This is a genomic window from Paenibacillus sp. yr247 (assembly GCF_900103825.1).
Lineage (GTDB): Bacteria > Bacillota > Bacilli > Paenibacillales > NBRC-103111 > Paenibacillus_E.
Genome location: NZ_FNIF01000005.1, coordinates 236,275 through 262,740, shown reverse-complemented (window position 1 = coordinate 262,740; position 26,466 = coordinate 236,275). Strand labels below are relative to the sequence as shown.

Annotated in this window: 30 protein-coding genes and 1 other annotated feature; of the genes, 27 read left to right on the top strand and 3 right to left on the bottom strand. The window is 43.7% G+C overall.

All coding sequences use genetic code 11. The annotated features are described in order from the left end of the window. The 7 genes from BLT91_RS13690 to BLT91_RS13660 all read left to right on the top strand — a co-directional run bounded on the left by BLT91_RS13690 (position 1) and on the right by BLT91_RS13660 (position 7,563). Positions 1-534 (top strand): spore maturation protein, encoded by a 534-nt coding sequence (locus BLT91_RS13690; protein WP_090821732.1) that lies wholly within the window; start codon positions 1-3, stop codon positions 532-534. A 71-nt stretch (positions 535-605) separates the two neighbouring features. Further along, positions 606-1,352: a pseudouridine synthase gene (locus BLT91_RS13685; RefSeq protein WP_090821730.1), complete on the top strand. Its 747-nt coding sequence runs from the start codon at positions 606-608 to the stop codon at positions 1,350-1,352. An 85-nt stretch (positions 1,353-1,437) separates the two neighbouring features. Then, on the top strand, positions 1,438-1,971 hold the full coding sequence (locus BLT91_RS13680) for a redoxin domain-containing protein (RefSeq protein WP_090821728.1): 534 nt from the start codon (positions 1,438-1,440) through the stop codon (positions 1,969-1,971). A 35-nt stretch (positions 1,972-2,006) separates the two neighbouring features. Further along, positions 2,007-3,668 carry a cytochrome c biogenesis protein ResB gene (locus tag BLT91_RS13675; protein WP_090821726.1) on the top strand — a complete coding sequence of 554 codons (1,662 nt, stop codon included), beginning with the start codon at positions 2,007-2,009 and terminating at the stop codon, positions 3,666-3,668. Then, positions 3,665-4,924, top strand: coding sequence for a cytochrome c biogenesis protein CcsA (ccsA, locus tag BLT91_RS13670; RefSeq protein ID WP_090821724.1), 1,260 nt, complete (start codon positions 3,665-3,667; stop codon positions 4,922-4,924). Before BLT91_RS13675 ends, ccsA begins: the two co-directional genes overlap by 4 nt. A gap of 37 nt (positions 4,925-4,961) precedes the next feature. Further along, entirely contained in the window at positions 4,962-5,675 is a 714-nt protein-coding gene (locus tag BLT91_RS13665; RefSeq protein ID WP_090821722.1) for a response regulator transcription factor, read from the top strand. A gap of 1 nt (position 5,676) precedes the next feature. Further along, positions 5,677-7,563, top strand: coding sequence for an ATP-binding protein (locus BLT91_RS13660; protein WP_090821721.1), 1,887 nt, complete (start codon positions 5,677-5,679; stop codon positions 7,561-7,563). Positions 7,564-7,697: 134 nt separating this feature from the next. Here the strand turns inward: BLT91_RS13660 and serA are convergent, their stop codons facing one another. Continuing rightward, positions 7,698-9,278 (bottom strand): phosphoglycerate dehydrogenase, encoded by a 1,581-nt coding sequence (gene serA, locus BLT91_RS13655; RefSeq protein ID WP_090821719.1) that lies wholly within the window; start codon positions 9,276-9,278, stop codon positions 7,698-7,700. 72 nt (positions 9,279-9,350) lie between these two features. Further along, positions 9,351-9,583 (bottom strand) — a binding site (T-box leader). A gap of 242 nt (positions 9,584-9,825) precedes the next feature. On the opposite strand from serA, the gene BLT91_RS13650 reads away from it, so the two are divergent. Further along, positions 9,826-10,152: a rhodanese-like domain-containing protein gene (locus tag BLT91_RS13650; protein ID WP_090821717.1), complete on the top strand. Its 327-nt coding sequence runs from the start codon at positions 9,826-9,828 to the stop codon at positions 10,150-10,152. Positions 10,153-10,190: 38 nt separating this feature from the next. On the opposite strand, the gene BLT91_RS13645 is transcribed toward BLT91_RS13650, so the two are convergent. Beyond that, entirely contained in the window at positions 10,191-11,111 is a 921-nt protein-coding gene (locus BLT91_RS13645) for a hypothetical protein (protein ID WP_090821715.1), read from the bottom strand. An 89-nt stretch (positions 11,112-11,200) separates the two neighbouring features. Here BLT91_RS13645 and BLT91_RS13640 point away from each other — a divergent pair, with 89 nt between their 5' ends. The 3 genes from BLT91_RS13640 (at position 11,201) to BLT91_RS13625 (ending at position 12,428) form a co-directional block, all read left to right on the top strand. Then, on the top strand, positions 11,201-11,809 hold the full coding sequence (locus tag BLT91_RS13640; RefSeq protein WP_090821713.1) for a CPBP family intramembrane glutamic endopeptidase: 609 nt from the start codon (positions 11,201-11,203) through the stop codon (positions 11,807-11,809). After that, entirely contained in the window at positions 11,806-12,009 is a 204-nt protein-coding gene (locus BLT91_RS13635; protein ID WP_090821711.1) for a hypothetical protein, read from the top strand. The genes BLT91_RS13640 and BLT91_RS13635 overlap by 4 nt, the downstream gene beginning before the upstream one ends. A 230-nt stretch (positions 12,010-12,239) precedes the next feature. Continuing rightward, on the top strand, positions 12,240-12,428 hold the full coding sequence (locus BLT91_RS13625; RefSeq protein ID WP_090821707.1) for a stalk domain-containing protein: 189 nt from the start codon (positions 12,240-12,242) through the stop codon (positions 12,426-12,428). Between the two features lie 56 nt (positions 12,429-12,484). Here BLT91_RS13625 and BLT91_RS13620 read toward each other — a convergent pair whose 3' ends face one another. Next, complete coding sequence (locus BLT91_RS13620) at positions 12,485-13,330, bottom strand: polysaccharide deacetylase family protein (protein WP_090821704.1); 846 nt, start codon at positions 13,328-13,330, stop codon at positions 12,485-12,487. 177 nt (positions 13,331-13,507) lie between these two features. Here BLT91_RS13620 and BLT91_RS13615 point away from each other — a divergent pair, with 177 nt between their 5' ends. The 16 genes from BLT91_RS13615 (at position 13,508) to plsY (ending at position 26,441) form a co-directional block, all read left to right on the top strand. Continuing rightward, a complete protein-coding gene (locus BLT91_RS13615) occupies positions 13,508-13,819 on the top strand; it encodes a hypothetical protein (protein WP_090821702.1) in 312 nt (103 codons plus the stop codon). 246 nt (positions 13,820-14,065) lie between these two features. Next, positions 14,066-14,671: a genetic competence negative regulator gene (locus BLT91_RS13610; RefSeq protein ID WP_090821699.1), complete on the top strand. Its 606-nt coding sequence runs from the start codon at positions 14,066-14,068 to the stop codon at positions 14,669-14,671. Between the two features lie 381 nt (positions 14,672-15,052). Further along, positions 15,053-15,748 (top strand): glutamic-type intramembrane protease PrsW, encoded by a 696-nt coding sequence (prsW, locus tag BLT91_RS13605; protein ID WP_090821697.1) that lies wholly within the window; start codon positions 15,053-15,055, stop codon positions 15,746-15,748. Between the two features lie 69 nt (positions 15,749-15,817). Next, entirely contained in the window at positions 15,818-15,973 is a 156-nt protein-coding gene (locus BLT91_RS31585) for a hypothetical protein (RefSeq protein ID WP_175532288.1), read from the top strand. A 108-nt stretch (positions 15,974-16,081) separates the two neighbouring features. After that, positions 16,082-17,458, top strand: a complete 1,377-nt coding sequence (gene ypeB / locus BLT91_RS13600; RefSeq protein WP_090821695.1) for a germination protein YpeB — start codon at positions 16,082-16,084, stop codon at positions 17,456-17,458. A gap of 95 nt (positions 17,459-17,553) precedes the next feature. Further along, positions 17,554-18,216, top strand: coding sequence for a flagellar brake protein (locus tag BLT91_RS13595; RefSeq protein ID WP_368086802.1), 663 nt, complete (start codon positions 17,554-17,556; stop codon positions 18,214-18,216). 110 nt (positions 18,217-18,326) lie between these two features. Continuing rightward, the gene (locus BLT91_RS13590) at positions 18,327-18,551 is read left to right on the top strand and encodes a hypothetical protein (protein ID WP_090821691.1); all 225 of its coding nucleotides are present in this window, start codon (positions 18,327-18,329) and stop codon (positions 18,549-18,551) included. 139 nt (positions 18,552-18,690) lie between these two features. Further along, entirely contained in the window at positions 18,691-19,374 is a 684-nt protein-coding gene (gene cmk, locus BLT91_RS13585) for a (d)CMP kinase (protein ID WP_090821689.1), read from the top strand. A 1-nt stretch (position 19,375) separates the two neighbouring features. Beyond that, positions 19,376-19,957 carry a lysophospholipid acyltransferase family protein gene (locus BLT91_RS13580; RefSeq protein WP_090821687.1) on the top strand — a complete coding sequence of 194 codons (582 nt, stop codon included), beginning with the start codon at positions 19,376-19,378 and terminating at the stop codon, positions 19,955-19,957. A gap of 150 nt (positions 19,958-20,107) precedes the next feature. Further along, positions 20,108-21,418 (top strand): 30S ribosomal protein S1, encoded by a 1,311-nt coding sequence (rpsA, locus tag BLT91_RS13575; RefSeq protein ID WP_090821686.1) that lies wholly within the window; start codon positions 20,108-20,110, stop codon positions 21,416-21,418. A 32-nt stretch (positions 21,419-21,450) separates the two neighbouring features. After that, complete coding sequence (gene fni, locus BLT91_RS13570; RefSeq protein WP_090821684.1) at positions 21,451-22,509, top strand: type 2 isopentenyl-diphosphate Delta-isomerase; 1,059 nt, start codon at positions 21,451-21,453, stop codon at positions 22,507-22,509. A 134-nt stretch (positions 22,510-22,643) separates the two neighbouring features. Next, positions 22,644-23,270, top strand: coding sequence for a YphA family membrane protein (locus BLT91_RS13565; protein ID WP_090821682.1), 627 nt, complete (start codon positions 22,644-22,646; stop codon positions 23,268-23,270). Beyond that, positions 23,270-24,175 (top strand): YIEGIA family protein, encoded by a 906-nt coding sequence (locus BLT91_RS13560; RefSeq protein WP_090821680.1) that lies wholly within the window; start codon positions 23,270-23,272, stop codon positions 24,173-24,175. The genes BLT91_RS13565 and BLT91_RS13560 overlap by 1 nt, the downstream gene beginning before the upstream one ends. A 7-nt stretch (positions 24,176-24,182) precedes the next feature. Beyond that, entirely contained in the window at positions 24,183-24,362 is a 180-nt protein-coding gene (locus BLT91_RS13555) for a capping complex subunit for YIEGIA (protein WP_090821678.1), read from the top strand. Positions 24,363-24,493: 131 nt separating this feature from the next. Continuing rightward, a complete protein-coding gene (gene der, locus BLT91_RS13550) occupies positions 24,494-25,819 on the top strand; it encodes a ribosome biogenesis GTPase Der (protein ID WP_090821676.1) in 1,326 nt (441 codons plus the stop codon). Between the two features lie 13 nt (positions 25,820-25,832). After that, complete coding sequence (plsY, locus tag BLT91_RS13545) at positions 25,833-26,441, top strand: glycerol-3-phosphate 1-O-acyltransferase PlsY (RefSeq protein ID WP_254776928.1); 609 nt, start codon at positions 25,833-25,835, stop codon at positions 26,439-26,441. The last annotated feature ends 25 nt before the right edge of the window (positions 26,442-26,466 follow it).

Below are 26,466 nucleotides of genomic sequence, written 5' to 3'. Positions count from 1 at the left end.
ATGTATGCCTTCGTTTCGCTCATTTCCGCATGGGCAATCCCTATCATGATCGTCTTCATTCCTTTATACGCGGCCTATCGTAAGGTTACTGTCTATGAATCGTTCGTAGACGGAGCTAAGGAAGGCTTCGACACCGCGATCAAAATCATTCCTCATCTAGTAGGAATGATGGTAGCCATTTCTGTGTTCCGTGCATCGGGAGCGATGGATTTGTTAATCGGCTGGATGCGTCCATTCTTTGAAAGCATCGGTGTTCCAACCGAAGTACTGCCTTTAGCGATTCTGCGCCCAATTACAGGAGCTGGATCGCTGGCTTTTACGACGGATCTCATCGAACAGTTTGGCCCTGATTCCATGATCGGTCGCATAGCATCTACCGTACAGGGGAGTACAGATACGACCTTGTATGTAATTACGGTATATTTCGGTGCTATCGGAATACGTAAAGCAAGTTATGCATTGAAAGTAGGACTCATTTCGGATTTAGTAGGTTTCGTCGCATCGATCGTCATCTGCTTTCTGGTATTTACGTAAATCTCAATATGCCTTCGCCCTTGAGATTTGCATTCAACTCCGTTATCATTAACGTGAGGTGAAAGCGGATAATGGAAAGACTGCAAAAAGTATTAGCCGAAGCGGGGATCGCGTCCCGCCGGAAATGTGAGGAAATTATCACAGCGGGACGTGTTCAGGTGAATGGTGAAGTTGTCACCACGCTTGGTGTGAAAGTGAACACGGACGAAGATGAAATTAGGGTCGATGGACGTGCCATCGGTCAACAAAAGAAGATATATGTGATTTTGAATAAGCCCAAAGGTGTTATTACAAGTGCTACGGACCCTGAGGGGCGTAAAGTAGTAACGGATTTCTTACCTGGGATTAGAGAACGGGTTTATCCGGTCGGACGATTGGATTATGATACGGAAGGCTTGCTCTTACTGACGAATGATGGTGAATTTGCACATTTACTCACGCATCCGAAACATCACGTGCCCAAAACCTATCAAGCGACTGTAAAAGGAGTACCGCACGGAACGTTATTAGACAAGCTAAAAACGGGTATACAGTTAGAGGATGGGTTAACAGCACCGGCTGAGGTAGAGTATGCGGATGTGAATATGGAAAAGAATGAATCCATCATTCAAATTACGATCTACGAGGGCAGGAATCGACAAGTCAGACGAATGTTTGAGGCAATCTCCTTTCCTGTCATCAAATTGAAGCGAATTAAATTTGGTCCAATCTTTTTAACTGGCCTGCCTAGAGCCAAGTATCGTCACTTGACGCCTAAAGAGGTTGAGGAGCTTAGGAACGAAGCTCTCAAGACACATAACGTTCAAAAAGGCCAATAAGAATTGGCCTTCTTTTCGTTATAATAAAGGTATTACCCTATGTGAAAAAACTAACATTGTCTAAAAAAAGCGAAGGTGATTATACGTGGGTGCAAATAAGAAATGGGTACAGATTGCGATTTTTGCGATTGTGCTTATTATTGGCGTATTTACCATTATTACGAATTTGTCGGCTTCAGACAGCAAGAAGTATCCGCAAGTTGGAGACAAAGCGACGAATTTCTCATTAGTCGGTTTAGATGGAAAAACGCATGAATTATCGGAATATAAGGGGAAACCGGTTTTGATTAATTTCTGGGGAACCTTCTGTCCGCCGTGTAAAGAAGAAATGCCTGCTCTTCAAAAACAGTATGATAAATGGGGCAATCAAGGGGTAGTTTTCTTAGAAGTAAACGTTGACAAGAATAAAGTAACGGTTCAGAGCTTCATGGATCAATACAAGTTAAATATGCCTGTACTCCTGGATGCTAAGGAAGTCGTACGCAAGCAATATGGCGTCATGGATTATCCGACAACTTTCTTTATTGGCGCTGATGGTAAAGTGGTCGTGAAAAAAATCGGTCAGATGTCAGAGGCTTTTGTTGATGAAACGCTTACTAAATTAAGTGGAAAGTCTTAAAATGAATGAATGCTTAAAGCTTTCAGGAGGTCATCATGTTCTACAACACCAAATGCGATTGTGGGCATCAGAACCCCACAGGAACTACGCTCTGTGAATCTTGTGGAAATCCGCTGATTGATACGGAGGGAAGAGATATTCTGGAAATGCGTTACGACGGGATGGCCCGCCGATCACAGAAATCGAACCCTTCTGTACTGGATAAAGTCTGGAATTTCTTTTCCTCGGTTAAAATAGCGGTATGGATTATTATTGGAACGCTTGTTGCATCTGCAGTAGGCACTATTTTTCCACAAGAAAATACATTCTTAGATATGGATCCTGCTCAGTATTATTCGCAAAACTATGGTACACTTGGGACCATCTATCACTTTCTTGGCTTGTCTCACACCTTTAATTCATGGTGGTTCATCACACTGTTATTCATGATAGGAACATCGCTTGTCATTTGTAGTTTGGATCGTGTGCTGCCATTGTATCGCGCTTTATCCAAGCAACAAATTCGCAAGCACGAGAATTTTCTAACAAGGCAGAAAGTGACGCTTGTCGCCAAGCTGCCGCCTAAAACGGATGAGGAAGCATGGACAAGTAAGCTTGGCATACTTTTGCGTAAAAAAAATTACCGTGTACATACGGACGGAACAGCGCTGCTTGCTGAGAAATACCGTTTTAGCCGCTGGGGGCCTTACATCAATCATATTGGCCTCATTATTTTTCTGATCGGTGTCTTAATGAGAAGCATTCCAGGCTGGCATATGGATGAGTATATGGGCATTCTGGAAGGGGAAACCAAGCCAATACCCCATACTTCCTATTTTATCAAAAATGAGAAATTCACTTTGGAGCTGTATGACGAGAAAGATTTACCTGAAAGTATTAAGGCGAAGGGACAAATTGTACCGAAAACCTATGAAACTAAGGCTGTTCTGTATCATTGTTCCGCGAATTGTGAGGATTCATCGAAAGAGCCGGTACTTACAGAAGTACATAAGGCTAACATCATCGTGAATCATCCCCTTGATTACAAAGGTCTTCAAGCGTATCAATTTGATTATAAGTCCACTCCAATGCTCATCTCAGTGAAGCCGACACTTAGCAATCCGACAACAGGTGAGGCGTATGGAAGCTTCGATTTGCCAATGAACAATCCAAAGGATGAATATCAAGTAGGACCTTATAAGCTGACGCTGAAAGGGTACTTCCCTGAGTTTGGTCTTGAAAAAGGACAGCCTATCAGCAAGTCGAATGAGCCGAAAGCGCCTGCTTTTATATTTAGCATCACAGGTCCTGGTCTGGCTGCTAACGGAGAACCTTATCTGTACTTCCCAAGACAAGTAGATAAGGAATCGTTCTCCCAAGATACAATAAACGGACCTATTAGCCAAAAGCTGAAGCTTGCCGTCGGCTCTATGGAAGGTGTTCAATTTGCCAATTATACGACCTACCTGAACATTCGCGTGGATAAGGCTATGCCTTATATCTGGGTTGGCTCCGCGATATTCATGATTGGTGTCATTATGGGCTTCTATTGGCAGCATCGCCGCATCTGGATTCGCATCGATGACGGGAAGTTAACGTTAGGCGGTCATACGAATAAGAACTGGTTTGGGCTGAGGAATGAAGTAGCAGCTGCATTAACGAAGAACAATATGGAAGTTTCACCGAAATCATTAGATAATGGAGGGAACCAGGGGTGAATGTAAACTCAGTTAGCAGCACCTTTTTACTTATAGCCTTTTTCGTTTACCTGGCAGCATTTTTACTGTTTGTCCTCTCGATTACGGGTAGAAAATGGAGTAACCGTGATCCGGAACAACATACGAAACAATGGGGCTTTGTCGCTTTCATTGCTTCAGTTGTAGGTTTCGCCTGCCATGTGACTTTCTTTTTTACAAGATGGGCAGAAGGGAATCATATCCCGACATCGAATATGTACGAATTCATGACCTTCTTGGGCATGATGATCATGTTTGCCTTTTTGATTGTGTATCTCATTTATCGCACACCTGTCCTTGGTGTATTCGCATTACCAATCGGCTTTATCATCATTGCTTATGCTTCTGTATTCCCGAGTGAAGTACAACCTTTAATTCCGGCCTTGCAAAGTTACTGGCTTAAGATCCATGTAACTACCGCAGCAACAGGAGAAGCCTTCTTTGGAGTCGGTTTTGCCGGCGGATTAATGTATCTGCTTCGCGCTGTCGATTACAAAGGAACATCCAAAGTGGATAAGCGTGAACAAAGAGGCGTTGAACTTACACTCTTCTTCATCCTGATGCTAATTGCCTTCATTGCTTCTATATTTACTTTTAACGGTTCTGGATATAAAGCTGTTTTCTCCAAAGAAGTCATCGTGACTGATTCACAAGGCCAACAACAAACGAACACTCAAAACGAAACGTATGTATTGCCTCCAATCGTGAAGCCATACGATACGAAAGTTGTTGAAATGATGCCGTTCTTAGGGATGTCTGAACCCCTATTCACAGCTCCATACTGGATGGAGGGAGCAAGTGCTGGACGTAAGCTGAACACAGTTATTTGGTCCATTCTTGGAGGACTTCTGCTTTATGGAATTGCAAGAATAGTTGCACGCAAGCCGTTAGGTGCAGCGATTGGACCGATAGTTAAAGGAATGGATCCCGAGGATCTGGATGAAATTAGCTATCGAGCCATTGCGATCGGTTATCCGATATTTACACTGGGCGCATTGATTTTTGCAATGATATGGGCTCAAGAGGCATGGGGACGCTTCTGGGGCTGGGACCCCAAAGAAGTATGGGCCTTAATAACTTGGTTGTTCTATGCGGTATTTTTACATCTTCGTCTGTCCAAAGGATGGCAGGGTAAGAAATCAGCATGGTTAACCGTTATTGGTTTTATAGTTGTTATGTTTACGTTAGTTGGGGTGAACCTTGTCATTGCAGGTCTTCACTCTTATGCAGGTGTATAAATCATTCGAACTTATTTAGATAAGGATGTGACGCTACATGGAAATGAAGGCAAGCATACTCGTTGTTGATGATGAGGAACGGATTCGCCGACTCCTCCGTATGTATTTGGAAAAAGAGGGCTATATCATTGAAGAAGCAGAGGATGGTGAGACAGCGCTGCGCATGGCCACAGAAACTGATTTTGACTTAGTACTGTTGGATGTGATGCTGCCAGGTATTGATGGGATTGAAGTGTGCGCTCGCCTTCGTCAGGTGAAGTCCACGCCGGTCATCATGCTCACTGCCAAAGGGGAAGAAACGAACCGTGTAAGCGGATTTGAAGTCGGTGCAGATGACTATGTCGTGAAACCTTTCTCACCGCGTGAAGTCATTTATCGGGTTAAAGCGATTCTGCGTCGTTCCTCAGCGACTGCGTATTTGTCCAAGGATGCAAGCTCAAGCAACAATATTGTATTTCCTAACTTGATTATCGAACATGATGCACATCGGGTAACGGCAGGCGGACAGGAAGTGGCTTTGACTCCGAAGGAATACGAGCTGCTGCACTATCTAGCCGTTTCTCCTGATAAAGTGTTCTCGCGTGAGGAACTGTTGAAGGATGTTTGGAACTATGAGTTTTTTGGAGACTTACGAACGGTAGATACCCATGTTAAAAGACTTCGTGAAAAGTTAAACAAAGTATCCCCGGATGCTGCAGTGATGATCACGACGGTATGGGGAGTAGGCTATAAGTTAGAGGTGCCAAAATAACGTGTTTATATTCAGAAGTGTCGTAGGTAAGCTCTGGTTAACAATTATTGGCCTAGTTGGGGTTGTACTGCTCATACTAGGTTTTTTTCTTGTGAATTACTTGGAAAATTATTTTTCTCAAGCCAATGACCAAAAAGATAACATGGAGAAATTGGCAGTTAAATTCTCGGAAGAAGCCTCACATCACATGTACAATGAACAGTTCTACCAATTGAGTAATGAACTGTTAGGTTTTCAGGACGCAAGAATGCTTGTGATCTCCACTGATTTGAAGGAAATGGTCATCCCATCAACACAAGGGAGTCCATTAGTTAGTTTCCATGCATCTGACTTCTACACAGGCGCTGAGCTTCGTCAAGTATTTGCAGGGCAGACGATCTCGAAACAGATTAACAAGACGGGGCTAGGACGATTAAAGGCAGGAGATGAGTATCTTGTTGTTGCCGTACCGTTGAAGAATCTTCAAGGTAACATCGTTGGCGCAACCCTGTTATATCAATCTTTACAATCATTAGAAGCGACACAGTCTTATATGTTGAGATTGTTTATCTACGTATCCATCGTCGGCTTTCTTATGACGACTTTCTTCGCATTTTTCTTGTTCTCTCGAATTACAAGGCCGCTTCAGCAGCTAAAGAAAGCAGCTGATTTCATTACGATGGGCGAGTATGGCACACGTGTTCCAATTCAATCCAAGGATGAAATTGGCGAGCTCGCCAAAACGTTTAATCATATGGGAGAGAAGATGCAGGAAAGCATTCGTGCCCTCAGTCAGGAAAAAGAACATTTATCCAGCATTTTGCGAAGCATGACTGATGCGGTGATTACGTTGGATGCTAACGGATCTGTCATGCTCACCAATCCGCAGGGTGAGAAAATTGTGCAAGAGTGGAGTACAATTGAATGGTCAGAGGATGATGAGGAGACGAGACGCTTCCGTAAACCGGATACAGCGCTGGGGGATTGGGGATTAACGAGCTATAACAATCCTTACTCAAGTCCGATTCCTGTGCCGCTGATTCCGCTTTTTGAAGCGGTCGTGGACGAATCATCGGAAGCTGCTACGAAGCTTCACGTGCAGAACGGCGTGTGGTCCGTCGCAATGACGCCGCTTTACACGCGCGATCAAGTGCGCGGTGCTGTGGCCGTTCTCCGTAATGTCACGGAGGAGGAACGCCTTGATAAGCTGCGCAAGGACTTCGTCGCGAACGTGTCGCACGAGCTGCGCACGCCGCTCTCGATGCTGCAGGGCTATAGCGAAGCGCTGCTGGATGACATTCCCTCCACGCCGGAAGAGCGCGTGGAGCTGGTGCAGGTCATTCACGACGAGTCGCTCCGCATGGGGCGCCTCGTCCGTGACCTGCTAGATCTGGCGCGGATGGAAGCCAACCATCTCGAGCTGGACTTCAGGGAGGTCGAAGTCGACTCCCTGGTCAAGCGCATGCACCGTAAATTCTCGGTGCTTGCCAAAGAGCGCGGCATCGCGCTAAGCGCTGCGCTGCCTGAGGAGCCCCTCATCCTCCAGCGAGGGGATGAGGATCGGCTTGAGCAGGTGCTAACGAACCTGCTCGACAATGCTTTCCGGCATACGGCTTCAGGGGCTCGTATTGCCATGAAGGCAGAGCCGGCCGTCTACAAGGATCAGCCGGCGATCCGGATTGAGGTCTCCGATGAGGGACAGGGGATTCCTGCCGACGACCTGCCGTTCATCTTTGAACGCTTCTACAAGGCGGATAAAGCCCGTACACGCGGTTCATCGGGCGGTACGGGGCTTGGACTCGCCATCGTGAAAAACATCATTGAAGCGCATTATGGCAGTGTAACTGCACAAAGTATTGTCGGACAGGGAACAACCTTCACCTTATTATTACCTTGTGGTCCTAAATAAGCTTTGAATAACCAATTTCGACATAAAAAGAGGCGTTTGCTGAGGAAACTCACAGCAAACGCCTTTAATTTTGTAGAATATTCAGACAAAATCTTGTTGTTCGTGAAACAATTTGTTACCTAATAGCTATTAGGCTACACCGTAAGAGCACGAACATTCACGATTTCGGCTTGTTTTGCAAGCTCTGCCAATACTTCAACAGGAGCGGATTTATCAATGGTCAGGACCATGATGGCCGAGCCGCCGACGACTTTACGACCCACCTGCATTGTAGCAATGTTCACATTATTACTTCCTAGAAGCGTACCAACACGACCAATAATACCTGGTTTGTCATTATGGGAAATCAACAACAAATTACCTTCAGCAGCAAAATCAACCGGATATTGATCGATACGTACGATACGTTCACCGTAGCCAGCAAGCAATGTACCAGCAAGTGTTTTCTCTTCTTGCTTCGTTTTTACTGTGACCGTAACTAGATTTGTAAAGCTGATGGATGTGTTTGACGTTTGAACAACAATATTCACATCACGTGATTTAGCTAAATGCATCGCATTTACGATATTAATTGATTCAAGTTGGTTCTGGAACACACCTTTTACAATGTAACGTGTTAATGGACTTGTATCAACATCATTCAGATCGCCTGCATAGTTTACAACAATTTCATAAACGGCGCCTTGAGCGATTTGACCAAGAATAGAACCGATTTTTTCGCCGAGACCAAAGTATGGTTGAAGTTTGTTCAATACATTCGCTGGTACGGGCGGTAAGTTAACTGCATTTTTAAACGGTTCATTACGCAGGATATGAAGGACTTCCTCAGAAACGTCAATCGCAACATTTTCTTGAGCTTCAATTGTAGATGCGCCAAGATGAGGGGTCACGATAACTTTCGGATTGTTTAAGAAAGGGTGATCCTTTTGTGGAGGTTCGACTTCGAACACGTCGAAAGCAGCTCCGGCTACAATCCCTTGATTAATCGCTTCCACCATGGCCATTTCATCAATAATGCCGCCGCGTGCACAGTTGATGAGTCGCATGCCTTTTTTCATAATATCGAATTGCGGTTTGGAGATAAGGTGGCGAGTCTCTGGCGTAAGTGGCGTATGAACAGTGATAAAGTCTGCTTGTGCGACAATTTCATTGACCGTTCCAAGTTTAACGCCAATTTTCTCAGCGCGCTCTTCCGTCAAGAAAGGGTCATACCCGATGACTTCCATACCGAACACTTTGGCGCGTTTGGCTACTTCGCTGCCGATACGTCCCATTCCAAGAATACCAAGTGTCTTGTTGCGAAGCTCAACACCGATGAATTTCCGATCCCAATCGCCGCCAACCGTTTTCTTGTATGCTTGCGGAATCATACGAGCTGTTGACATCATCATAGCAAATGTAAGCTCGCAAGTGGCAATCGTGTTTCCGTCTGGTGCGTTGATAACGATAATACCACGTTTTGTTGCTGCATCTAAATCAATATTATCGACACCAACACCTGCGCGGCCAATAACCTTCAGCTTAGTGCCCGCATTCATTATTTTCTCAGTAACTTTAGTTTGACTGCGAACGAGAAGGGCGTCATACTCACTAATGATGGCGATGAGTTCGTTTTCAGATAGGCCGGATTGCTTAACCACTTCTACATCGGTTGCATCATAAAGCATTTGAATTCCCATGTCACTTATTGGATCGGATACTAGAACTTTGTACATAATTCGTTCCTCCTTAGAATATGAACATAAAAAAACTCCCGGCCCTCAGGTACAGACACGTATGTCTGTAGCCAAAGGGACGAGAGATTGCTTTCGTGGTACCACCCTAGTTCGCTGCCCATTCACACAGGAAGCCTCAATTGGTCTTGCGACCTGGAACTGTAACGTGTTCCGATCCCGATTGCATCTACTAGAATTCAATGCAATAACTCTGGAGTGCTCCGCAAAATGTTCGCTACCGATTTTCACCAACCACCGGCTCTCTGAAAGCTACTTATCTCGCTTGGCTCCGTCAACGCTTTACTGTATGATAGAATTTTAATTTTCATTAGATTACCATGCGTTCGAAACCGTGTCAATACATGTCAAATCATTTTCACATGATAGTCATAATTAACATTTGAACATCTGATTTCCAAAGCTTTTTGTTTATTTTAAAGCAAGGACGCTTAGAAAGCAATGCCATTTTGCTTGTATTTTAGCCTGATTTTCGCTATTGTACTGGATAGATAGAATTGCTTTAGCAGTATGATGGGAAGGAAGTGCTATGATGGACATCTCCAGCATTCATCCGCAAAAATTTCTTGAAGCATTGGACCAACAGGGTCTGAAAGATAGCATCATCATTGACGTAAGGGAACCGCATGAGTGGGAGTACTATCATTTGGAAGAAGCGAAGCTTATCCCGATGCAGCAAATACCCCAACGTATGGGTGAACTGCCGGATGATCGGGATATTTATCTCGTATGTGCACATGGGGTGCGCAGTTATCGGGTTGCTGAGTATTTGCAGGAAAACGGCATCGACCGAGTTATTAATGTTGAAGGGGGCATGGCAGCTGTTGCCATGCTTCGCGGATTCCAATACGATTAAATGAAAAAAGCCGAGCGTATAAGCGCCCGGCTTTTGGTTTAATTAACATCGGAGAAGAAGGGAAGCTGTGGAAGCAGCTCGTTTGTATACCATTTCGCCTTACCTTTAACAAAGTCGCCTGATCGAACGGCGTTTGTACTTAGCAGCAAATCCATCGTTTGATTAACATCGTTCACGTTCATTTTCTTAGCTTGTCCTGAAGCAATGAACTCATCAATGCGAATCGTTAGATCTTGCGGGAAAAACGGGGTAAATGCCTTATTTTTGAGCAATTTTGCTGTGATGTAAAGATTTTTGACATTAATGTTCATGGCACGCCATTGATCCAAGTTCGCATTGTTATTCGTATCGATAAACTCAATATCATGATCCATCGTTCCGTTCCAAGCTACGATGGAATCAAAGTAATTTTTCTGAGCAGTCAAAGCTTGTGTTTTCGCTTCTTGGAAGTAGGCGTCCTTCTGAATGGCTTCTAGAAGCTGTGAACCGCTAAGCCCATTGGCTTTGCTTTGGAAACTTTTTAAAGTATCAGCAAAGAGCTTCAGGCTTTTGAGGTAACCTTGGTGCGACTGAACGAGCAGCGGTGATGAAGCCGGCATGTTCTTACTTTGCAGCACATTATATTTCTCATCTGCTAATTTGTTCAACTCTTTAAGAACAGCAGAGGCATCGATAGTTGAGTTGCCAAGTTCGATTTGACTCATCAATTCAAACCATTTATTCTGAAATTCCCTAAAGGGTAAAAAGATGGTATGGTAATATGAAACGAGTACCTGTTGGTCATAAGCTCCGATTTCTTGGACGACAGCCTTGTCGGCGTGTAATATTTTATCGTATTTCTGATCCGATTTCTCTTGGCCGACTCTCAACCCATAGAAAAAGGCGCCAAGTGTACAAACAAGCATAAAGATAAACATGAGGGCGAATAAATAATCAGTGCGGGTAAGACGCTTATCCATAATCAAGCTCCTTATTCTCTCTTTTTCTTTTAACTTAGTATAGGTGAATTAGCTATAAAAGGGAATATGTGTGGAAAGAGGCAGTATCCATGAAAAAATTCGATTTTAAGAACATCCGATTCGGTAAAGTCGATGTGAGTGAATTAAATGACCGTACTTTATTGCTTAATCTTTACATAACCCAAGTTCTTACGTTTATTATCGGAATTATCATCTTGTTTTTTCAGAGCAATAACAAGATTCTTTCCATGTTCACTATTCGGGGGGGCTGGATGATTCCGATCTGGGGAAGTTTATTTGCTCTCCTTGTCCTTGGTATCGATGTTTTGATCTCAAGGTGGGTGCCCAAGGAAGTGTCAGATGACGGCGGAATAAATGAAATGATATTCGGGCAACGAGCCGTATGGCATATTGCTATCATTTCAATTGTCGTTGCAATCTGTGAAGAAATGCTTTTTCGAGGTGCAATTCAGCATGCGTGGGGGCCTTATTGGACCAGTATTTTATTTGCGGCGATCCATATTCGGTATTTGCAGCACTGGCTAATGACAGGAATGGTTTTCAGCATAAGCTATGGACTTGGTTGGATTTACATCCAAACGGGGAGCCTGTGGACCCCGATTATCGCTCATTTTATCATTGATTTTGTGATGGGCTGCATACTTCGTTTCAGCAAGGAGGAAGAACAGGGCACATGAATGTAGGGGAGAGGACGCCTTTACGGACTGATCGAGGGCAAAAAGAGACTCAGGATAACGATACATACTTACCGCCGCGTAAAGCAGTGCATCCCTCTGAGCAAGGAAAGTGGACACGCATTTTCTATGTCACTTTACTCTGGTTATTCATTATTCTTGTGGTAAGTTTAACGGTTTGGGGTATTGAGTATTCTTCGTAATCGTCTAAAATATGCCAATAGAGTTAAGTTGTGAATCAAATGTTTTAATATAGTTTTTTCTGGGAGGATTCAGCGATATGAAGGTTATTTGTATATCGTCCAAAAGCTGATTTGCTGCCTGGGAACTATACTGCTCGTTTAGTAAATCTAGTATCATCCGGTTTAAACCGAAGATAAGTATATGCTTGATCAGATTCCTTATCCAATGAAGCAAAAGCCATATATTCAAGATGGAACTTCGTATCTTTACATTTAGAGATCTCGCCGCGGCATTAGGCGCAACGGTTGAATGGGACGACAAGCAGAAGGCTGCTGTCTACAAGAAAAAAGATAAGACCATTATCTTCTACACGAACCGTAATGCTTATAGCTGGAATAGGGTAGAGCATAGCACAAGAACAGTGTATATTAGTTATTAAAAAGAAAAAGCCATGCAACCCCGCATTGAAATGTGGGTTTGTATGGCTCTTATTTATTATTTCATTTCAAGCTCGATAGCATTCGGATCTACGAAAGAATATCCTTTTTCCTCAAGTTGGGTAAGAAGTGTATCCAAAGCTTTAACTGTCCAGGGGAGTTCATGCATCAAGATATTACTCCCACCATGTAATTGCTTCATCACGTTTTCGATGACTTTGCCAGAGTCATTGTTTTTATTGGTCATATCCCAGTCTAATGATCCGTTGGACCATGTCATATACAGCATCTTATTGTCCTTCACTTTTGCTTTCAAGTAGTCATTCCCTGAACCAAAAGGAGGTCGGAAAAATTGCGGCGCTTGTCCGGTTAATTCTTTTACGATTTTTTGTACGTCATCAACTTGTTGGTCAATTTTTGCATTGGTCATATCTTTCAAATTATCATGATCCCAAGCATGATTGCCTATGATGTTGCCGCTGTCATGAATTAGCTTGACTAGCTCAGGCTTCTGTTTGATCCGGTATCCATTCAAAAAGAAGATCGCCTTGGCGTTATGTTTTTTAAGCGTATCAATTAAAGCTTGATTCATAGCTTGTTCCTTAGGACCGTCATCAAAGGTTAAAAGAACGATTTTCTTGTTTGCATTTGGGTCATTAGGAACGATATCATAATTTTTGTTCATATGATATTCCTTCTTGACCGCTTCTTGAATTGGTTTTGTTGGTTCCGGTGCAGGGGTTTGAACTGCTGTAGCCGAAGGTGCCGGGCTCGGTGATGTTGTGGCAACGGCTACTGGTGTAGAGCTTGTGGTGGAAATAGGGCTTGTGTTTGTTTGAGTCTCGCTGCATGCAGCTAATAACATCATGACACTAATCAGCAGTACACTGGCTTTTTTGTTCATCCTTCTTCGTTCTCCTCAGGTTCTCAACTTGTTGGTCCCTACTTATATTACCACATTTCACACCACTTTTCGTTGATAACATTTCTCCTTAGTTTTCCTCTCAAGTTCACGTATGCCCTCTAAGAAACTCGCACAACCTATGGAGGAATCATACTAATTGACATGGAGGGAGACTCAATGAAGATAGGTACATTTTTGCTCGGCGGTATTGCTGGCGCTGCAGCGGTCATATATCTCAATCGCAAAAGTAAATCGATGTTGTTCTCAGCGTTTAGCTCAACCAGCGAATCGATGGGTAAAGTTGTTGATAAAGCGAAGGACACATTTGTGAACAAATCATTTGGTAATTCAGCTGCCAAAAGTTCTTCAAATACAAGCACAAATAGTCTGAACCAAGTGGAAAAAATTGTGAAAGAAGACCCGCATTTGAAAGCTACGGTTAATGAAATATTGAGCGATAACAAGGAAAATACATCGACTCTCCAATAATGATAAGATATAAGCGCAGTCAGGCATATCCACGGGGCCGGCTGTGCTTTTTCTTAATATACATAACTTGAGCGTGCAATTGCTTTCAATTAATGTTAACATGGTAGGTGAAAACGTAAGAAGATACATGTCCAATTCGTTCTAAAAGCTTCACCTTTTTCTTTTTTTATCATATTCTGTTTTAATAAGATGACCATGCTTTCGATGCAAGCTTTCCTGTCGGAAAGCTCAAAGGAGGATCCTATCATGAAAATAGAACGCTTAAGTCAGGATAAGATACGGATTTTCCTAACATTCGATGACTTAACTGAACGCGGAATTCAAAAGGATGACATGTGGAGAGAAATTCCCAAAGTGCACGAATTATTCAGTGAAATGATGGATCAAGCCTACTCAGAGCTCGGATTTGACCCGTCCGGCCCTCTTGCTGTCGAGGTGTTTGCGCTTCCGGCACAAGGTATGGTTGTCATTGTAACCAGAGGTAAGCTTGATTTGTATGCGAGTTCTGATGCATATGACGATCATGAAGCCGAAGAAGTGTATGAAATGGAAGTAACGCTTGAACAAAGCGATTTAGTCTCCTATGCTTTCCGTGATTTTGAAGATCTGCTGCGTGTATCCAAAGTAATTAATCCGCTTCTTATGGAAGGCGGTACTCTGTATTCCTATAAAGGGAAATATATTTTACAGCTTGAGCCTGTTGACCTCGAAGAATCGAAGTATCAAGCGTTGATCGCTGTTCTATCCGAATTTGGAGAAGCCGCTTCAGTTACTCAAGCTGTACTCGAAGAATACGGAAAGACGATTATTGCAGATGATGCAGTAAAGGTGCTCTGCCGACACTTCAAATAAGGCCTCTTTCTTACTTTTTGTTGTTGAATGAAACAAGCATCTTCAAAAACGACCGTTTTTGTGGATGCTTTTTTTAGTTTGAACAGGGAAATGAAACGTATAGTTTTAGTTTGCCCTGAACGAGACTTCATTAAGTTGGACATGATGTTCTTCGGAGGCTTGAATGTACGATGGATACAACGATTGATTATCAGCATTGCTCGTATTAACGAATAATCAGATTGGCATAATAGGGAATATCCCTCTCATTTTCCATAATGATCGTGCGCTGTTCATCGAATAAATCATAGAAAAGTCATTATAAAACTACTATAATATTCATATTACACATGTAATCGCCTTGCGGTTCTTATGTGATTGGACAAAAAGGGGGAGCCGCATTTGCAAATTCTGCCGATTGTACTGGCAGCCATAGCCCCAGGTCTCTCATTGCTCACGTACTTTTATTTAAAGGATCGATACGAAACGGAACCGATTCACTTAGTTATCCGCATGTTTTTATTCGGTTTTCTGCTCGTTTATCCTACAATGGTACTTCAGCAGTCGTTGATTAAAGAGATTGGAGAGGGAACGTTCATCTCGGCCTTTTTCCTTTCTGGTGGCATTGAAGAATTTCTGAAATGGTTTGTCATTTATCATTTAATTTACAGGCATGAAGCCTTTGATGAGCCCTATGATGGGATTGTATATGCAGTAGCGGTAAGCTTAGGTTATGCGACATTGGAAAATATTATTTATGCTTTCCTTAATGCAACATCTTTCTCTGCACTTATGATTCGCGCTTTGCTGCCTGTCTCTGGGCATGCGCTGTTCGGCGTCATAATGGGCTACTACATGGGGAAAGCAAAGTTTATTCCGCTCAAAGCACAAAGGTATCTATGGATCTCGTTGCTGCTGCCTATTTTCTGGCATGGATTATTTGATTATATTTTGCTTTTTTTCAAATCAAATTGGATTTGGATTATGATTCCCGTCATGGCCTTTCTATGGATTCGTACCATATGGCGGGTTGACCGTGCGAATGCGCATTCCCCACTGCGAGTTGCGGCAACAGACGAGAAGATTAAAATGAGTTGAAATGGGTCATAATGGACTGTATAGATGGCAATTCTTGGCTTTTGGCCGGGAACTACCGGGAGGGTGTACATGTCCACAACACGAGTGAAAGTGAAGATCCGCTGTCGGAGATGCGGTGAAAAGTTTGTTCTGAAAGGCAAAAAGGAAAAAGGTAAAATTGAAACGGGATTCCGTCAATGCATCTGTAGTAATGAGCATGATTTTGACATGGAGACCGATGATTAACGAGAGGCCATTCTCAAAGAATAGGCCTCTTTTTGTTGTCAATCTTGTATAAACCTGTCTTTCCACGTAAAAACTAAGCGCAAGTTTGGGAATGAAAGGAGTAATCGCGTGTATAAAAGATTAAGTATTGTCATGTTTCCTTTTCTTTTGCTGGCCTTGATAGGCGCTTCGGTGTGGGGGTATTTAGAACATCAGGAGAAGAACACGATTTTGATCAAAGCAGAGAACCAATACCAGCGGGCGTTTCATGATCTCTCCTTCCATGTGGACAAGCTCCATACGGAACTTGGTAATACACTGGCTGTTAATGCAACTTCTGAACCTTCTTATCGCAAGGGTTTGGTGAATGTTTGGCGCCTTACAAGCCAGGCACAGAGCGATATTACTCAACTTCCGTTGACACTTCTGCCATTCAACAAAACCGAGGATTTCTTAGCCAATATGGCTAATTTTTCTTATCGGATGTCTGTTCGTGACATGACGAAACAGCCTCTAAATGAAGGTGAAATCAAAACATTGAATGCTTTGTATGACCATTCCACAGAGATTACAAAGGAAATACGCGGTGTCCAAGATAAAGTTATTTCCAAAAATTTGCGGTGGATGGATGTTGAGGTTGCGTTAGCTTCTGAAAAGGAAATGCACGATAACGCGATCATAGACGGTTTTTCAACTGTCGACAAAAAAGTGGGGGCCTATAAAGACTTAAATTGGGGACCCGGAAATTTGAATATTCTCTCCAAAAATGATGTGAGTGCCCTTTCCGGAAATGACATGACTCCTGAACAAATTAAGCAGAAAGCTGCTCAATTTCTTGGGCTGAAAGATTCTTCCACTATGCAGGTCGTTGAGAATGGAGGCAGTGCTCCTGAATATCAAAGTTTCAGTGTTGTGGTACCTGGAGGAGGTAAAGGCGGCGAGAATGATATCCATATGGATTTTACCAAAAAAGGCGGTCTGCTCCTTTACTTCATGAAGCCTCGAACCGTTCAAGCAGCTAAGTTTGACCTCAGACAAGCGCGAGATATAGCAAATGAGTTCTTAGATCAACACGACTATAAAGACATGAGTGCGGCTAGCTACGATCAATATCAAAACATCGCCAACATTATTTTCGCAAAACGCGAAAAGGATGTTATAATTTATCCGCAGCAGGTAAGCGTAAAAGTTGCTTTGGACACCTTAGAAGTCATTGGCGTGCAGGCTACAGACTATATATTTGGCCAAAAACACCGCACAATAGGACAGCCAAAAATAACTGCGGCCGAAGCACGCAAGCAGCTTAGTCCAAAAATGAAAGTAACCGGTGAATCTTTGGCGGTTATCAAAAATGAATTAGACGAAGAAGTACTTTGCCACGAATTTATCGGTACCATGAACAATAATATTTATCGTGTTTATGTGAATAGTGAGTTAGGTACAGAAGAGAAAATTGAGACAATTCGCCCCGAACAGGCAAAAGCTGCTTCTGAAGCAGCAAAATAATTGTAGAAAAGAAGCAGGATCCAATCCTAGCTTCTTTTTTTTTGCTATCTTAATTAATAGGTCGTGGTATAATTGTGTCATATTATCTCTCGGAGGTGCAGAAATTGCTTCCTAAGGTCAACCAGATATTACATATACAAGTGAATAGTATTGATGAAGAAGAATCCAAAATTGAGTACAAGTCCAGAATCGCTGACGTGACGAATAGCTCAATTGTCATAGAGATTCCATTGAATGAGAAAACAGGTCGACTTAAAAAGTTGTATCATGGTGATGAATTAAGCACATTTTTCTTAGGTCAGGGCGGGGTGAAGCATTACTTTACAACTTCTGTTACTGGTTTCAGAGAAGACGTGATTCGCTTAGTGGAATTGCGTAAGCCAGAACCTGAAGCCATTACGCATGTTCAACGCAGAAGCTTTCTAAGGGTGTTGGCGGAACTTGAAATCGCCGTGAAATTGTCGGACCAAATTCAATTCATTGGTGTAACGGATGATGTTGGCGGCGGTGGCATATCGTTTATCTGTGATGGTCATATTCCGCTTGGAATGAATGCCGCTATTTCATGTTGGGTTCTTGCTCCGTATAAGAACGGCAATATAGAGCATATTCCTTTTAATGGTGAGGTTGTGCGCATTAAACAGCTGGACTCGGGCAAACAATTGGCTATGGTAAGGTTTGTTGACATTGCTGACCGGGAACGTCAGAAATTAATCCGTTTTTGCTTTGAGAGACAAATGGATTTTCGGAAAAGATAATATAGGGATCTTTTGTCGAAGTCAAAAGTCACTCTGCTTGTAAGCATGAGATTTTCCTCGTATGGGCATACTACCAAACAAAATGTCAATGCGAGTAGGTGAGGCATCTCATGTCAACAGATCAAGAACATAAGTCATACGAGCAGCTGTTTATCCTCTTCTCTGCGAAAGTAGAAAAGGTGATCATTCGGACAACGCTCGTATTTTTGATTTTACTTATTTGCGTCCAAGCACTGCTCCAAATTCCCTACATACGAAAGCATTTTACCCGTGTAGAACCATTAGAAGGTAAGCCCTATATACTGCCTCAAAATGGGAAGGGAGAGCGCTCTTAGGCACATCTGAACGTAATTTATTATGCGTCCAAGTTTTGCATATGCCTTTTTAGTGTGGTATAATTTGAATTAATTAGCAGGCAGTGCCTGCTTTTTTGTTCGTAAGGTACTGTGATGTATTGTTGGGAGGAACAGCAGCTTGGAAAAGTTCAATATTGCCATAGATGGTCCTGCTGGAGCCGGTAAAAGCACCATTGCTCGGTTAGTTGCCGGAGCACTTGGTTTCGTTTACGTGGATACAGGAGCCATGTATCGGGCAGTAACGTGGAAAGTACAGCAAGAAGGGCTGCAACCTGATCAAGAAACAGAAGTGGCTGCTTTGGCGAATCGCATGCAGATTGAGCTTATTCCTCGTGAGGAAGGACAACAAGTTATCGTAGATGGTGTCGATGTGACCAAAGAAATCCGTACGACAGCCATCACGAACCATGTCTCCCAAATCGCTAGCTATGGAGCTATCCGCCAGCTGCTTGTAACACTTCAGAAGCAAATGGCCATATCCAAAGGCGTAGTCATGGATGGACGAGACATCGGTACTCATGTTATGCCGGATGCGGAAATCAAGGTTTTTCTGACAGCTAGCGTGAAGGAACGAGCAGAGCGTCGATTCAAAGAGATGCAAAACAGCGGCACTTGTACCTTTACGCTCTCCGAACTGGAACAGGACATTGCTCGTCGCGATCAACTTGACCAAGATAGAGAGATTTCACCGCTTAGACGTGCTCATGATGCTGTGTTAATGGACAGTACCTCAATGACCATTGAAGAAGTTGTGGACGAAATACTTGGGCTTTGCAAAGACAAAGTCGGAGGTGGCAAATAAGATGCTATATCGCATCGGCAGGGCCTTATTTCGTTTTATTTTCACTATGTTTTACCGTATGCGGGCTTTAGGTACGGAGAATGTCCCTACACATGGTGCGGTCGTGCTTTGCGGGAATCATACGAGTCTGCTGGATCCGCCATTATTAGGAACTCCGCTTAAGCGTATGGTTCATTTCATGGCGAAAGCAGAGCTGTTTGACATTCCTGTGCTGGGTTCAATAATTTCTAAGGTAGGCGCTTTTCCTGTTAAACGCGGAGGCGTCAGCAGAGAATCTATCCGACTCGCAGTACAATTGCTCCGTGACGGTAATATGTTGGGCGTTTTCCCGGAAGGATCGCGTAACAACGCCGGGGGAATGGGCAAGAAGGGCGCAGCCAGTCTTGCACTGAAATCAGGAGCTGCAGTTGTTCCTGTTGCTATTATTGGTAATTATTCCTTATTCCGACGCATGACGATCGTGTATGGAAAGCCGCTTGATCTAAGCGCATACGCAGGTGCAAGTTCCGAAGACTTAGAGCTTGCCACTGAAGCCATTATGAATGAAATTCGCCGGTTACATACCGCTTATAGCAAAGGTTAATGATCATGTATGGAATCGAAAGCTTGGAATTATACTATCGTTAAAGCGAATGGAAGTTATTGTTTTGTTTGAAACAGAGTAGAAGCTTACATACTGCTTTGTGACTTATAAATTATTTATTGTTGGTTGTAATAAGAGGAGGGTAATCCCATGTCAGATGAAGTAAAAGTTCAAGATCAATCGCAAGAAGCACAAGAAACAGCCGTATCGCAAGCAGAAGCTGAGCACGCTCTTAACAACGTTGCTGTGCTGAAGAAAGGCGCTACCGTGAAAGGCAAAATCGTTAAGGTAGACGCAGATCAAGCCTTCGTGGATATCGGTTACAAATACGATGGTGTTATCCCTGTTCGCGAACTTTCTTCCGTAAGCTTAGACGATGCAGGCCAAGCTGTTCAACTGGGTCAAGAAGTTGAACTAAAGGTCGTTTCTATTAACGATGCGAAAGAAACTTTGGTTCTGTCCAAACGTGTAGTAGACAGTGAAAAAGCTTGGGATACTTTGCGAGGTCAGCTTGAGAGCAAAGAAATTCTTGAAGCTACAGTAGCTGAAGTTGTAAAAGGCGGTCTTGTTGTGGATATTGGCGTACGCGGTTTCGTGCCTGCTTCCATGGTTGAGCGTCAATTCGTTGAAGATTTCTCCTCTTACAAAGGCCGCACGTTGCGTCTTCGTGTAAAAGAAATCGATCGTGAGAAAAACAAAGTGATCCTTTCTCAAAAAGATGTTTTGGATGAAGAATTCGAAGCTAACAAAAAGAAAATCATCGAAGGTCTTCAAGTGGGTCAAGTACTGGAAGGTACAGTTCAACGCTTGACACAATTTGGTGCGTTTATTGATATCGGTGGTATCGACGGTCTCGTGCACATCTCCGAGCTGGCTTGGCACCATGTTGAACAAGCTTCCGATGTAGTTAAAGAAGGCGATAAAGTAAAGGTTCAAATCCTTAAACTTGATCCTTCTAATGATAAAATCAGCTTAAGCATCAAAGCTACACAAGAAGGTCCTTGGTCCAATGTTGAGCGTGAATTCAAAGCTGGAGATATTATAACAGGTACAGTGAAACGTCTTGCAGCTTTTGGTGCATTCGTTGAAGTGGCTCCAGGTGTTGAAGGTCTAGTGCATATTTCCCAAATTGCACACCGTCACATCGGTACTCCACATGAAGTATTGAAAGAAGGCCAAGAAGTTCAAGTGAAAATCTTGGAAATCAACACGGCTGAGAAACGCGTTAGCTTAAGCATCAAAGACACAGAAGAAGCTCCTGAGGCTCCAGCTGGTGCAGCTGCTCCATCTGCAGGTAAACCTGATAGAGAAAGACAACCAAGAGGCGATCGTGACCGCGGGAACAGCGCAAGTCATCAAAAAGAGATTGCTGGTAATGAGAACGTGTCCTTGAGCAATCAAGGGTTATCTATGACATTAGGCGAGCGTTTTGGCGACAAACTTTCTAAATTTAAAAAATAAAGTGATACCACATCTCTAGGGGGAGCATAAGAATGCGCATCTCACGCAAAATGGAGCATGTCCATTATGCGCTGGAGCTTGGACAATCACGGCAGCAGGGGCTGTCGGATATCAAGCTTGTGCATAACTGTTTACCTGAGACTTCGACGGATCACATTGCATTAACAACCGAAATCGGCGATCTCATTATGAGTTCGCCGATTTTAATTAATGCCATGACGGGCGGCGCTCAGGAGACAGAAAGCATCAATCGCGAACTAGCTATTTTAGCAAGGGAGAAGGGCATGGCTATGGCCGTTGGCTCCCAGATGTCTGCTATTAAAAACAGCGAGGTAGCAGCGAGCTATCAAGTTGTGCGGCGCGAGAACCCACAAGGTATCGTGTTTGCGAATTTAGGCAGCGAGGCTTCCGTTGAGCAGGCGCTCCGCGCTGTAGATATGATTGAAGCGAACGGGCTTCAAATTCATTTGAATGTCATGCAAGAATTAATCATGCCAGAAGGGGATCGCAGCTTTGTGGGTATGCTCGACCGCATTGAGGCTATTGTCCGTCATGTCCAAGTACCGGTCATTGTGAAGGAAGTTGGCTTCGGTATCCTCAAGGATAACGCCAAACAATTGCAGAGCATTGGCGTGCGCATATTGGATGTCGGCGGGTCTGGCGGCACGAATTTCGCCGCTATTGAGAATGCCAGACGTCCAGTCGCCATGGAGTGGCTGAACGACTGGGGGACACCGACAAGCATCGCGCTCTTGGAGGCGCTCTCGGTTTATTCGCGAGGCTCGGTAATTGCCTCGGGTGGTATTACGAACGCTTTGGAAGCAGCCAAAGCGCTTTCTCTCGGCGCCTCGGCCGTAGGCATGGCAGGCGCATTTTTGAAGGTGCTGCGCAGCGATGGTGTGGATGCGCTGCATCATTTTACGGACGAGCTTCATCAAGGACTTATTCTTATTATGACAGCGTTAGGCGCGAAAACGGTTCAAGCTTTAGCGGACTGCCCGGTTGTCATCATGGGAGAAACGGCAGAATGGTGTCTTGCTAGAGGAATTAACTTAACTTCATATGCAGAAAGAGCCAATCGGAGTAAATAATCGAATTATTGCCATACTAAGGATCACAGGCGGTGCTTCCCTCATCATTTCGAAGAGGAAGCCTGAGAAGATCCGCAGGCAGGTCGGGTGACGCGTGTCACCTGCTCTCCTATGCATTCTAGGGTGGTTAGATTATGAATTCCGGTTATTTGTCTCTAATTCTTCTTTGTATCACGTTGATTTTGTTCGCCAGCGGATGGAAGGAGCTGTACCTCAGAAGTATATCGCACAAGGGCATGCTTCTTTTTTTTGTCTCATGGATTGTTTTTTCCAGGTTAACGGTAACCGTAAAGCAGGTTCAAGTTCAGCTCGTCTATGTCGTTGTTTTTCTTATCAGCTTGGGTATTCTCTATGTCACGCAAGGATTCATACATAAACTCCATTTGCTCTCCATTGGTCTTCTACTTGGTTCTTTGCACTTCTTATTGCAGCAGCTGCTAGAAATGGATCCTATACTCATTGTGCGTGACTCGGAATGGGATACGGCCTTATTGCTTGCTTTAGTAGCCGTTATTTTACAGCGAAATGCCTTGGAGCAGATCGCGGCGCTCTCGATTGGGTACTTACTCGGAGATATGTATCAGGCAGGTATTCATCCTAAGGATGGCTATCATCATCTGGGTAATGGGACTTTTCAAGATCAATGGTGGTTGTCTGTCTTTGCTGCTCGTACGATGACGATTATCCTTCAAACTGTTTATAACGGTTTCCGAAGCGTCATTAGAAGTTGGATGGAACGAAAAGGAGGCTGGAGGAAGTAATGGACTGGTTGTATTCGCATCGTTATACGATAGGCGTCGTCGTGGGTGTTACTTTTGGTGTTCTTGCGCGTCTCAATATGCTCAGAACGGACTATCGGCAATATCCTACCTATCCTCATGGTAAAATCATTCATATATCCCTAGGTGTCATTGCTGCAGCATTAGGTGCAGTTGCTGTTCCTGCTTTGCTCGAGAAAAATTATACAGCGGTCACATTCTTATCGCTTGCTGCCCAACAGTTTCGAGATGTACGCAATATGGAAAGACAAAGCTTATCCAAGATTGATGAATTAGAACTAGTCCCTAGAGGCGCGGCATATATTGAAGGGATAGCGATGGTGTTCGAGGGGAGAAATTATCTAGTTATTTTCTCGTCCTTTCTTGCTTCTTTATTCAGTATTTTGTTTGCTTGGTATTGGGGGATTGTTGCTGGTATTTTCTCAATATGGATTGCTAACTGTTTTAAATCGGGTAAAAAGCTAGCTGCTATTGCAGATATCGAACACATTCCTATCCGAATGGATGGTCCGGATCTGTTTGTTGGTTCTATCTATATCATGAACATTGGGCTAACGGATAGCCGTAACAAGATTCTTGAACACGGACTTGGCTTCTTAATTAAACCCAAAAATCGCAATGCACGCGTGACCTTAGCTAATTTAGGCCAAAGACAGGCTATTCTTCATGATATTTCAACCTTATTTGGCGTATTCCGAGATGAAGGCGAGCCTTCTTTGCGGCCAATGGCCAAACTGGATATGAACAACGGTACAATAGGCGTTCTGTTTCTTCCACAGGAGAGGGATGTAGAGAAAGCATTTGTCGCTCTTCATCGGGTACCAGTGCTGGAAAGTGCTGTGCGTATGCCGTCTGAAGCCGGAGTAAATAAAAGGAAGGAGGCCTGAATTATCGATGTCGCAAATCATTGCCATCGTGACTTTAACGAAGGAACGAATAGCTGGAGGTGCTCCAATCTTTGTGGTGGACAAGGAAGATGAACTCCAGAGGGTTTCTTTCTCATTAGAAAAAATATTGGATGCGAATGCTCACGATTTGAAAAATGGCACGATGATTTTGGTCAAGCATACCTGAAATAGCCGGTGTGCCCGCATTCTACCAAGCGGAATCTCAAATGAGATTAGCCAATTCGTGTCTTTTTTGTTATGATGTAAGTTGCGTATTTTTCCATGGCTGATCATGGAATTCGAAGGAGTGAATGAGTAGTGGCTAGACCTATTCTTGCAATTGTAGGCCGACCGAATGTCGGCAAGTCCACCATTTTCAATCGGATCGTAGGCGATCGCCTTGCGATTGTGGAAGATAAACCGGGTGTTACACGTGATCGATTATATGGCGTGGGTGAATGGCTCAATACGTCATTCAGCGTCATTGATACAGGTGGTATTGAGATTGATGGGGAGGATGCTATCCTCAAATCCGTTCGTATTCAAGCAGAGCTTGCAATTGAAGAAGCGGATGTTATTATTTTCATGGTTGATGCCAAAGCGGGAGTAACACCTTCGGATGAAGAGGTTGCCCAATTGCTATTCCGTTCCAAAAAGCCTATCGTACTTGCCGTTAATAAAGTGGATAACCTTGCGCGTCAGGACGATATTTATGAGTTCTACTCTCTTGGATTTGGTGATCCTATCGGCATTTCAGGTTCACACGGAATTGGTATCGGCGATTTGCTCGAAGCTGTCTGTGCACTTTTTCCCGACAAAAAGGATGATGAGTATGGCGAGGAAGTCGTTAAATTCGCTCTTATCGGTCGCCCGAATGTCGGAAAATCTTCGATGACGAATGCCATTCTTGGGGAAGAGCGGGTCATCGTTAGTGACGTGGCAGGAACGACGCGTGATGCGATCGATACGCCATTTGAACGGGATGGACAGAAGTTCGTTATCATAGATACGGCTGGTATGCGTAAGAGAGGCCGTGTCTACGAGAACACGGAAAAATATAGTGTCATGCGTGCAATGAAGGCGATCGAACGTGCTGATGTTGTGCTGGTTGTCATTGACGGTCAAGAAGGTATTATCGAGCAGGACAAGCACATTGCCGGATATGCGCATGAAGCAGGAAGAGCGATTGTTATTGTCGTAAACAAATGGGATGCCGTGGATAAAGACGATAAAACGATGCAGCATTTTACACAAACCATTCGCGATCATTTCTTATTCTTGAGTTACGCACCGATTGTGTTTGTTTCAGCTAAAACGACGCAACGTTTACATAAGCTGTTGCCGGTCGTCATTCAAGTCGCTGAGAATCATGCCCTTCGTGTTCAGACGCATCTCCTTAACGATGTTGTTTCGGATGCGGTAGCTTACAACCCACCTCCAACGGATAAAGGTAAACGCCTGCGGATCAATTATGTTACACAAGTAGCTGTTAAGCCTCCTGTCTTTGTACTCTTCGTGAATGAGCCTGAGCTCATGCACTTTTCATATGAACGGTACCTGGATAACAAAATTCGTGCTGCCTTCGGATTTGAAGGAACACCAATACGTATCTTAAGCCGTAGGAAATCATCGGACAAAGAATAGGAGATGTTGTAGATTGCTTTCAATTTCCATAATAACAATTGTAGTGGGATATTTATTAGGCTCCATAAGCTTTAGTTATTTATTCGGGAAATGGTTCAAAGGCATCGATATCCGTAAGCACGGCAGTGGCAATGCGGGGGCGACAAATACGCTTCGCGTTCTTGGTAAGGGTCCTGCCATCCTAGTTCTTTTGCTTGATGCCTTGAAGGGAGTTGCTGCGGTATGTATTGGGATTTGGGCAGCTCCCGAACCTGATAACATCTGGATTCGCGTATTGTGTGGGCTAGCAGCTATCGTCGGTCATAATTGGCCAGTCTTTTTCGGCTTTCGAGGTGGTAAAGGAATTGCAACCACGATCGGCGTTATGGCTACACTCTGCTTCATTCCGACATTAATTGCAGGTTTAGCTGCCATAGTCATCATTGCTATTACCAGATTTGTATCGCTCGGCTCCCTTATACTTACTGCACTTTTACCTTTTCTTATTTGGGGGATGGACCGACCTTTACCGATTTTGTGGATTAGCATTTTGCTGTGTGCATTTGCCTTTATGCGTCATCGTACGAATATTGTGAAGCTCATACAAGGCAAAGAGAACAAGCTGGGTCAGAAAAGAGCTTAGCTAATGCTTACGAAGCCAGTTTTGC

What these genes read in the sequence shown, in the direction of transcription:
- BLT91_RS13610 (WP_090821699.1), top strand. Translation starts at nt 14,066, where the DNA reads ATGAAAATAGAACGCTTAAGTCAGGATAAGATACGGATTTTCCTAACA.
- BLT91_RS13590 (WP_090821691.1), top strand. Translation starts at nt 18,327, where the DNA reads ATGTCAACAGATCAAGAACATAAGTCATACGAGCAGCTGTTTATCCTC.
- BLT91_RS13555 (WP_090821678.1), top strand. Translation starts at nt 24,183, where the DNA reads ATGTCGCAAATCATTGCCATCGTGACTTTAACGAAGGAACGAATAGCT.
- BLT91_RS13690 (WP_090821732.1), top strand. Translation starts at nt 1, where the DNA reads ATGTATGCCTTCGTTTCGCTCATTTCCGCATGGGCAATCCCTATCATG.
- BLT91_RS13580 (WP_090821687.1), top strand. Translation starts at nt 19,376, where the DNA reads ATGCTATATCGCATCGGCAGGGCCTTATTTCGTTTTATTTTCACTATG.
- serA (WP_090821719.1), bottom strand. Translation starts at nt 9,278, where the DNA reads ATGTACAAAGTTCTAGTATCCGATCCAATAAGTGACATGGGAATTCAA.
- BLT91_RS13685 (WP_090821730.1), top strand. Translation starts at nt 606, where the DNA reads ATGGAAAGACTGCAAAAAGTATTAGCCGAAGCGGGGATCGCGTCCCGC.
- fni (WP_090821684.1), top strand. Translation starts at nt 21,451, where the DNA reads ATGCGCATCTCACGCAAAATGGAGCATGTCCATTATGCGCTGGAGCTT.
- BLT91_RS13640 (WP_090821713.1), top strand. Translation starts at nt 11,201, where the DNA reads ATGAAAAAATTCGATTTTAAGAACATCCGATTCGGTAAAGTCGATGTG.
- rpsA (WP_090821686.1), top strand. Translation starts at nt 20,108, where the DNA reads ATGTCAGATGAAGTAAAAGTTCAAGATCAATCGCAAGAAGCACAAGAA.
- BLT91_RS13565 (WP_090821682.1), top strand. Translation starts at nt 22,644, where the DNA reads ATGAATTCCGGTTATTTGTCTCTAATTCTTCTTTGTATCACGTTGATT.
- BLT91_RS13650 (WP_090821717.1), top strand. Translation starts at nt 9,826, where the DNA reads ATGATGGACATCTCCAGCATTCATCCGCAAAAATTTCTTGAAGCATTG.
- BLT91_RS13665 (WP_090821722.1), top strand. Translation starts at nt 4,962, where the DNA reads ATGGAAATGAAGGCAAGCATACTCGTTGTTGATGATGAGGAACGGATT.
- BLT91_RS31585 (WP_175532288.1), top strand. Translation starts at nt 15,818, where the DNA reads ATGTCCACAACACGAGTGAAAGTGAAGATCCGCTGTCGGAGATGCGGT.
- BLT91_RS13635 (WP_090821711.1), top strand. Translation starts at nt 11,806, where the DNA reads ATGAATGTAGGGGAGAGGACGCCTTTACGGACTGATCGAGGGCAAAAA.
- BLT91_RS13615 (WP_090821702.1), top strand. Translation starts at nt 13,508, where the DNA reads ATGAAGATAGGTACATTTTTGCTCGGCGGTATTGCTGGCGCTGCAGCG.
- BLT91_RS13675 (WP_090821726.1), top strand. Translation starts at nt 2,007, where the DNA reads ATGTTCTACAACACCAAATGCGATTGTGGGCATCAGAACCCCACAGGA.
- BLT91_RS13560 (WP_090821680.1), top strand. Translation starts at nt 23,270, where the DNA reads ATGGACTGGTTGTATTCGCATCGTTATACGATAGGCGTCGTCGTGGGT.
- BLT91_RS13620 (WP_090821704.1), bottom strand. Translation starts at nt 13,330, where the DNA reads ATGAACAAAAAAGCCAGTGTACTGCTGATTAGTGTCATGATGTTATTA.
- BLT91_RS13625 (WP_090821707.1), top strand. Translation starts at nt 12,240, where the DNA reads ATGGAACTTCGTATCTTTACATTTAGAGATCTCGCCGCGGCATTAGGC.
- BLT91_RS13645 (WP_090821715.1), bottom strand. Translation starts at nt 11,111, where the DNA reads ATGGATAAGCGTCTTACCCGCACTGATTATTTATTCGCCCTCATGTTT.